Raw genomic sequence first — 6700 nt, 5'->3', positions numbered from 1 at the left:
TCCTCGCGCAGCTCGACGGTCAACCCGCCCCGCTTGCCGTCGAGCACCAGCAGCGAGTAGACCCGTCCCCCGGTGAGGGTCACCTCGACGTCGGTGCCCGGCCCGCCGCCGCCACCGAGGCGCAGCCGCCAACGTCCCGGCTCGACCTGCCGGTAGTCGGTGGTGGTGGCGAACCGGACGGCGTCGGCGATGGTCGGCCCGTCGTCGGCGGCCACGTCGACCACCGGGGCGCGTACGGACGCCTGGACGACCCGCACCTTCGCCCGGCCGGCCGCCGGGGCGCTCAGGTCGTCGGCGAGCACCCGCAGGCCGAGGTCGGCGTAGCGGCCCACCCCGGCCACCGTGTACGCCTCGCCCGCGCGCAGGGCCACCTCGGTGGTGAGCACCGGTGGCTCGCTGGCCGGGGCGCCGGCCTGCCGCATCGCCACCGCGTACCGGCCGACGGCCAGCGGCAGGTAGCGGGATACGACGCCGTAGCCGACGGCGGGGAAGACCTGCGGCGTCGCCGCGCCCGGGGCGGAGAGGTAGACGTCCACGGCCGGGGTGTCGGGGGAGAGGTGGGCGAGCCGGACGTAGCCGACGTCGCCGGCCGCCGCCCCGGCCGGCGTGCCGCCGAGCGGGGCCAGTGCGGTGCCGAGCAGGAGCGTGCCGGCGGCGGCGAGCAGCCGGCGCGGCGCGGTACGGAGCTGGGGCATCTCGCCTCCGGAGGTGGTGTCGGTACCGACCCCCAGCGTCCCGTGGACGGGACCCGGCCGCAAGTTGGTCGATCGTCGTGTACCCGTCGTTCCCGATCACCGTGGTGCGGTCCGGAGGCCGGTGCCCGCCATCCGGTACCGTCCGTTCGTGATCAACGTTCGACGGGCCGTGGTCGCCGACGCCGGTGAGATCGTCCGCCTGCGTGGGGTGATGCTGGCCGACATCGACCAGATGGCCCCCGCACCGGGGCCCTGGCAGCAGGCGGCCCGGGAGGTGCTGCACCGGCGGCTGGCCGAGCCGGCCGACCTGATGGCGGTCTTCGTCGTCGACGCCCCCGACCGGCCCGGTGCCCTGGCGGCCTGCGCGACCGGGACCATCGAGCAGCGCCTCGGCGGCCCCGGCAACCCCGACGGCCTGACCGGGTACGTGTTCAACGTGGTCACCGAGCCGGTGCACCGTCGGCGCGGCTACTCCCGGGCCTGCCTGGAGGCGTTGCTCGACTGGTACCGGCAGCGCGGGGTCGGCAAGATCGACCTGCGGGCCTCGCCCCAGGGGGAACCGCTCTACCGGTCGCTGGGGTTCGTGCCCACCATCGGGCCGACGCTGCGGCTGAGCCTGCCCGTCGCACACCGGAGGAACTGAAACGATGTTCGCGCTGCCGTTGACCGGGGACGCCGAGCTCCGCCCGCTCTCACCGTGGCAGGCCGAGGAGTTCCTGGCCCACCTGGACCGGGCCCGGGAACACATCGCCCCGTGGGTGGGTGCGTCCTTCGTGGCCACCGACCTGGAGTCGGCCCGCCGGGTGCTGCGTCGTTCCGCCGACAAGTGGGCCGACGACGCCGGGGGCATCTGGGGGATCTGGCTCGACGGCACCCTGGTCGGCGGGGTGCTGTTCGTGTCGTTCAGCACCGCGACCGGGGTGGCCGAGGCCGGCTGCTGGCTGGAGCCGGCCGCCGAGGGCCGGGGACTGGTCACCCGGGCGGCGACCCGGATCGTGGACTGGGCGATCCGGGAACGCGGCATCCACCGCGTCGAGTGGCGGACCAGCGTCGGCAACGTCCGCAGCATCGCGGTGGCCCGGCGGCTCGGCATGCGGCACGAGGGCACGCTGCGTCAGGTCGCCCGGGGGCCGGCCGGCCGGGTGGACATGGAGGTGTGGGCGGTACTGGCCGACGAGTGGCAGGCTCCTCGATGAGCACGGCGTCCCGCCCGCCGGGCGGGACGGGCCTCACGGCTGCCGTCCCGCCCGGCGCGGTGGGGCGTCGGTCAGGCGTCGGCGTAGCGGCGGGCGGCGGCCAGGGCGGCCCGCAGCCGCTGCGCGTCGGTCGGCAGGCCCGGCTGCTCGAAGCCCGCCGCCGGGTCGGCCGTGTAGAAGACGCCGTACGCGGTGGTGTCCCGCTGGAACCGCCAGCCCTCGGCCAGCGGCCCCACGTCGACCGCGTCGTACCCGACGGAGTCGATGAACGCGGTGACCTCGGCCTTGGCAGCCTCGTCGTCCCCGGCGACCGGCAGCGAGGTGAGGTCGGCGGCCCCGGCCGGGCGGGCCAGGGCGAGCAGGTGCTTGAAGTAGATGTTGTTGAATGCCTTGACCACCCGCGACTCCGGCAGGTGCCGCTGGAGCAGTTCGCTGGTGGTGGTCGACTCGTCGTCCAGCTCCGGGAAGCTGCCGTCGCGCTCCGGGTAGTAGTTGTTGGTGTCGATGACGGTCTTGCCGGCGAGCGGCGCGGCCGGCACGTCCCGGTAGGCCCGCAGCGGGATGGTGACCACCACCAGGTCACCCGCTGCCGCCGCCTCGTCCGGGGTGGCCGCCCGGGCCCGTATGCCCAGCTCGTCGACCAGGTCCTTGAGCGTCTCCGGACCGCGCGAGTTACTGAGCACCACGTCGTGGCCGGCGGTGACCGCCAGCCGGGCCAGGGTGCTGCCGATGTTGCCGCTGCCGATGAGTCCCACAGTTGTCATGCCGGTGACCAACCGTCCTGGTTGGATGCGTATTCCCGACCTGATCGACGGGTTATGCGGGTGGATGTCGACCGTCCACGTCGGCCGGACGGGTCGGCCGCGCGTCGGGGACGTCGCGCGTCGGTGAACCCCTAGTCACCCCTGTTGCCCATCGATAATCTTCCGTAAACACGTGATTGAGTGATATCTATCTCCCACCACCACTTCCTCACCCCCAGGAGTGCGACGTGCGGAGATCCCGACTCGTGACCCTCGCCGTGAGTCTCGCGGCGTCCATCGGCGTGACCCTCGGCGCGGCGGTGCCCGTCCAGGCCGCCCCCACCGACCGGTACGTGGCCCTCGGCGACTCGTACGCCTCCGGTGTCGGCGCCGGCAGTTACACCTCCGAGAGCGGATCCTGTCAGCGCAGCACCAACGCGTACCCGGCGTTGTACAACACCAACATCAAGCCGGCGTCGTACAAGTCGGTGGCCTGCTCCGGCGCGACCACCACCGACGTGGTCAACAACCAGCTCTCCGCGCTGACCTCGACCACCACCCTGGTCAGCGTCACCATCGGCGGCAACGACGTCGGGTTCACCACGATCATGTCGACCTGCGTGCTGCAGGGGGAGACCCAGTGCGTCGCGGCCGTGCAGGCCGCCGAGAACAAGGCCCGCGCGGAACTGCCCGCCAAGCTCGCCACCGTCTACAACGGGATCAAGACCCGCGCCCCGTCGGCCCGGGTGGTGGTCGTCGGCTACCCGGTCTTCTACCAGCTCGGCACGGTCTGCGTGGGGCTCAGCGCGAACTCCCGCGCGAAGATCAACGAAGGCATCAACCTGATCGACGACATCACCCGCACCGCCGCCACCTCGGCCGGCTTCACGTTCGCCGACGTACGGTCCATCTTCGTCGGTCACCAGCTGTGCAGCTACGGCGAGAAGTGGCTGCACGCGTTGAACTTCGCCAACCTCGGCGTCTCGTACCACCCGACGGCGGCCGGCCAGTCCGGCGGCTACTACCCGGTCTTCCGGTCCGCCGCCGGCTGACCTGAACCGCGTCCCGCCGGCTCCACCGTGACCGCGTCGCCCCGCCCGGGTCGGCGCGGTCACGACCGTCGGGCGGGTCTGCGGCCTGCTGTCCGGCCGGGTCGGGTCCGCAGGTGTCCCTGTTGCGGGCTGCTCCCCGGACGCAGGTGCGCCGGGTTCCGAGCGTGGGTGGGCTGCCCGGTCGAGTGCCGGACGCCGGCCCACCTGCCGGTGTCGTTGCGGGTGCTTTCGAGCCGATGACGTTGACGACTCGCAGCCCGGTCCCCGGTCCCTGACAGCCCGTGCGGGCCGGGTGGGGTGTCGTGATCGGTGGGGGATCACGTGGCGTGGGTGGTGGCGGGGCGGTCCACGTCGTGGGCGGGGCGCGGCGGGTGGGGCGCACCGGCCGAGGGTGGCTCAGCCGGGCACCCTCCCTCGGGACGGTGCCCGGCGCCGGAGGGGGCGCGCCGTCAGGCGGGGAGCACCTTCTAGACGGCGGCGCGCAGCTCGGCCGCGTCCGGCGTGACCGTCGGCGCGAACCGGGCGGCGACCGTGCCGTCCGGGGCGACCAGGAACTTCTCGAAGTTCCACCGGACGTCGCCGGTGTGCCCCTCGGCGTCGGGGGTGTCGACCAGCGCCGCGTACAGGGGGTGGCGGGCCGGGCCGTTGACGTCGACCTTCTCGGTCAGCGGAAAGGTGACGCGATAGTTGACCTGGCAGAACTCGCCGATCTCGGCGGCCGTGCCGGGTTCCTGCCCGGCGAACTGGTTGCACGGTACGCCGAGCACCACCAGGCCCCGGTCGGCGTACTCGGCGGCCAACTCCTGGAGGCCGGCGTACTGCGGGGTGAGGCCGCAGCGGGAGGCCACGTTGACCACCAGTAGCGCCCGACCCCGGTAGTCGGCCAGACCCACGGGTCCGCCGGTCAGCGCGTCGATCTCGATGTCGAAGACGGTCATCCCCTGAGGCTACGCGTGGTGCACGTCGCCCAAGCCGCCCCCGGGCCGTCCCCTGGGCCGCCCCCGCCTCGGGCCGCCGTCGCCCTGGGCCACCCCCCGCCCTGGGCCGCCAACCGTGCCGTCCGGGGGATGGAGGCCGGATGGGCTGGGTCGGGGCTGGCGGGGGTGACGGCCCGCACCTCGGAAGCCTGCCGTGGAGCTTCAAGATCACATTGCGATTTGAAGCACTCTCTCCAGCGTGTCGTCTGCATTTCGGCAATCTGATCAGGGGGTGGGGTGGGTGGGGGTGCGCAGTCGGTCGAGCCGTCCCTCCCGCTCCGGGTCGGTGATGAATCGACGGATGCGCATCTTGACGAAGTGATGACGGTGTGAGTAGCGTCTCCCCATCGATTTGGAAAGTTTCCTAACTGTTTGAGGAGGCGCCTCATGAAGAGATCGCTCCGCCGCGCCCTCTGGGCCGGCGCCGTCATGGCGCTGACCGTGGCGGCGGTACCGGTGACCTCGGCGTTCGGCGCCGGAAGCGTCACCGCGACATTCGCCTCGGCCCAGGACTGGGGGACCGGCCACGAAGGGCGGGTCACCGTGGCCAACGGCTCCAGCGCCAGCGTCAGCACCTGGCGTATCGAGTTCGACCTGCCGTCCGGCACCACCATCAGCAGCTTCTGGGACGCCGACGTCACCAGCAGCGGCAACCACTACGTGGCGGTGAAGAAGAGCTGGGCCGGGCCGCTCGCCCCGGGGGCCAGCTTCAGCTGGGGCTACAACGGCACCGGGCCGTACAAGGCGCCGCTGAACTGCACGATCAACGGCGCGTCGTGCGGCGGCGGCACCCCGCCGCCCACCACGAAGCCGCCGACGACCCCGCCACCCACCACCGCCCCGCCGACGACCCCGCCCCCGACGACCCCGCCGCCCACCACCCCGCCGCCCAGCGGGGACAAGAAGGTCGTCGGCTACTTCGCCGAGTGGGGCGTCTACGGCCGCAACTACCACGTGAAGAACATCGCCACCAGCGGCTCCGCCGCCAAGCTCACCCACATCCTGTACGCCTTCGGCAACACCACCGGCGGCCGGTGCACGATCGGGGACAGCTACGCCGACTACGACAAGGCGTACACCGCGGCCGACAGCGTGGACGGCGTCGCCGACACCTGGGACCAGCCGCTGCGCGGCAGCTTCAACCAGCTGCGCAAGCTCAAGAAGATGTACCCGCACCTCAAGGTGATCTGGTCCTTCGGCGGCTGGACCTGGTCGGGTGGCTTCACCCAGGCCGCGCAGAACCCGGCCGCGTTCGCCGAGAGCTGCTACAACCTGGTCGAGGACCCGCGCTGGGCGGACGTCTTCGACGGCATCGACGTCGACTGGGAGTACCCCAACGCCTGCGGTCTGAGCTGCGACAGCAGCGGCCCGAACGCGTTCAAGAACGTGATCTCCGCGCTGCGGGCCAAGTTCGGCTCGTCGGCCCTGGTCACGGCCGCGATCACGGCCGACGGCAGCAACGGCGGCAAGATCGACGCCACCGACTACGCCGGTGCGGTGGGCAACCTCAACTGGCTGATGCCGATGACGTACGACTACTTCGGCGCGTTCAACGCCCAGGGTCCCACCGCCCCGCACTCGCCGCTCACCTCGTACACCGGGATTCCGCAGCAGGGCTTCAACTCCGACGCGGCGATCCAGAAGCTCAAGTCCAAGGGCGTACCGGCCAGCAAGCTGCTGCTCGGCATCGGCTTCTACGGTCGCGGCTGGACCGGGGTGACCCAGGCCGCCCCGGGTGGCACCGCCACCGGCGCGGCCCCCGGCACCTACGAGGCGGGCATCGAGGACTACAAGGTGCTGAAGAACACCTGCCCGGCCACCGGCACGATCGCCGGCACGGCGTACGCCAAGTGCGGCAGCAACTGGTGGAGCTACGACACGCCGGCCACCATCGGCGGCAAGATGACCTACGCGAAGAACCAGGGCCTCGGCGGCGCGTTCTTCTGGGAACTCTCCGGCGACACCGGCAACGGTGAGCTGATCGGCGCCATCAAGGGCGGCCTCGGCTGAGCCGAGCGCCCGACGCACCACCCGCGC

At 72.3% G+C, this 6700-nt stretch carries 8 protein-coding genes; 4 read left to right on the top strand and 4 right to left on the bottom strand.

Features of this window, described 5'->3' with window-relative positions:
• Window positions 1-695, bottom strand: a 695-nt coding sequence (locus ACOJTC_RS23100) for a DUF4397 domain-containing protein (protein ID WP_420118460.1), incomplete at its 3' end; no start/stop codon positions are given.
• Window positions 696-843: 148 nt separating this feature from the next.
• On the opposite strand from ACOJTC_RS23100, the gene ACOJTC_RS23095 reads away from it, so the two are divergent.
• Both ACOJTC_RS23095 and ACOJTC_RS23090 read left to right on the top strand, forming a co-directional pair.
• Window positions 844-1338 carry a GNAT family N-acetyltransferase gene (locus ACOJTC_RS23095; RefSeq protein WP_420118459.1) on the top strand — a complete coding sequence of 165 codons (495 nt, stop codon included), beginning with the start codon at window positions 844-846 and terminating at the stop codon, window positions 1336-1338.
• A gap of 4 nt (window positions 1339-1342) precedes the next feature.
• A complete protein-coding gene (locus tag ACOJTC_RS23090) occupies window positions 1343-1891 on the top strand; it encodes a GNAT family N-acetyltransferase (protein WP_357934805.1) in 549 nt (182 codons plus the stop codon).
• Window positions 1892-1962: 71 nt separating this feature from the next.
• Here the strand turns inward: ACOJTC_RS23090 and ACOJTC_RS23085 are convergent, their stop codons facing one another.
• Window positions 1963-2655 carry an NADPH-dependent F420 reductase gene (locus ACOJTC_RS23085; protein WP_420118458.1) on the bottom strand — a complete coding sequence of 231 codons (693 nt, stop codon included), beginning with the start codon at window positions 2653-2655 and terminating at the stop codon, window positions 1963-1965.
• A gap of 227 nt (window positions 2656-2882) precedes the next feature.
• On the opposite strand from ACOJTC_RS23085, the gene ACOJTC_RS23080 reads away from it, so the two are divergent.
• Window positions 2883-3686 carry an SGNH/GDSL hydrolase family protein gene (locus tag ACOJTC_RS23080; RefSeq protein WP_204927799.1) on the top strand — a complete coding sequence of 268 codons (804 nt, stop codon included), beginning with the start codon at window positions 2883-2885 and terminating at the stop codon, window positions 3684-3686.
• 467 nt (window positions 3687-4153) lie between these two features.
• Here ACOJTC_RS23080 and ACOJTC_RS23075 read toward each other — a convergent pair whose 3' ends face one another.
• Together ACOJTC_RS23075 and ACOJTC_RS23070 are read right to left on the bottom strand one after the other, a co-directional pair.
• Window positions 4154-4624: a glutathione peroxidase gene (locus tag ACOJTC_RS23075; RefSeq protein ID WP_420118457.1), complete on the bottom strand. Its 471-nt coding sequence runs from the start codon at window positions 4622-4624 to the stop codon at window positions 4154-4156.
• A 264-nt stretch (window positions 4625-4888) separates the two neighbouring features.
• On the bottom strand, window positions 4889-5011 hold the full coding sequence (locus tag ACOJTC_RS23070) for a hypothetical protein (RefSeq protein ID WP_420118456.1): 123 nt from the start codon (window positions 5009-5011) through the stop codon (window positions 4889-4891).
• 39 nt (window positions 5012-5050) lie between these two features.
• On the opposite strand from ACOJTC_RS23070, the gene ACOJTC_RS23065 reads away from it, so the two are divergent.
• Window positions 5051-6673, top strand: coding sequence for a glycosyl hydrolase family 18 protein (locus ACOJTC_RS23065; RefSeq protein ID WP_204927797.1), 1623 nt, complete (start codon window positions 5051-5053; stop codon window positions 6671-6673).
• The last annotated feature ends 27 nt before the right edge of the window (window positions 6674-6700 follow it).

The organism is Micromonospora sp., from assembly GCF_048594385.1.
Classification (GTDB): Bacteria; Actinomycetota; Actinomycetes; order Mycobacteriales; family Micromonosporaceae; genus Micromonospora; species Micromonospora wenchangensis.
The sequence above is the reverse complement of the archived record's forward strand: the minus strand, read 5'-3'. Positions and strand labels throughout refer to the sequence as shown.